Genomic DNA, 514 nt, shown 5'->3' with positions numbered 1-514 from the left:
AGGACGACCGCGGCGACGATGAGCGCCCAGGCGAGCACGATGACCGGTCCGTCCCAGGGGGTGAAGAGCAGTCCGACCCCGATCACCAGGGCCACGGCGGCGCCGATGAGGGCGAGGCGGTGCGGTCGTACCGGAGCGGTGCGTGTCACGGTTCCCACGGTACGCGCGCCGGCCTGGCAGCGCGGCGTCGAGCGGGTACGCCGGTCACACCGTCGTGCGCATCACCCACCGCCACTTGGCGATGCGGCGGTCGCGCACGAACCCGAACTGCGTGAACAGTTCTTCCGGCCCGGTGTGCAGGTAGGCACCGCGCTGCGGCTTCCGCTCGACCGTCTGCTCCGGGTAGGCCTCGACCGTCCCGCCGCCGGCCCGCCGGATCTGGTCGAGTGCGGTCGTGACCGCAGCGCGTGCGACCCCCTGACCGCGGTGTCGGGACTCGACGAACACGCAGCCGATCCGCCAGTCCGGCGGCGTCGAGGCGTCGCGGGCGTACGCGCCGGGGTTCAGGATCGTC

The 514-nt window shown here is 73.2% G+C and carries 1 protein-coding gene; it reads right to left on the bottom strand.

Annotated features, from left to right (window positions below; translation table 11 throughout):
- Positions 1 to 204: 204 nt before the first annotated feature.
- Positions 205 to 514 (bottom strand): GNAT family N-acetyltransferase (locus BIU91_RS13395; protein WP_139196866.1); only part of this gene is annotated, 310 nt, incomplete at its 5' end.

The organism is Curtobacterium sp. MMLR14_002, from assembly GCF_001864975.1.
GTDB lineage: Bacteria > Actinomycetota > Actinomycetes > Actinomycetales > Microbacteriaceae > Curtobacterium > Curtobacterium flaccumfaciens.
This window is presented reverse-complemented; position numbering and strand designations above follow the sequence as displayed.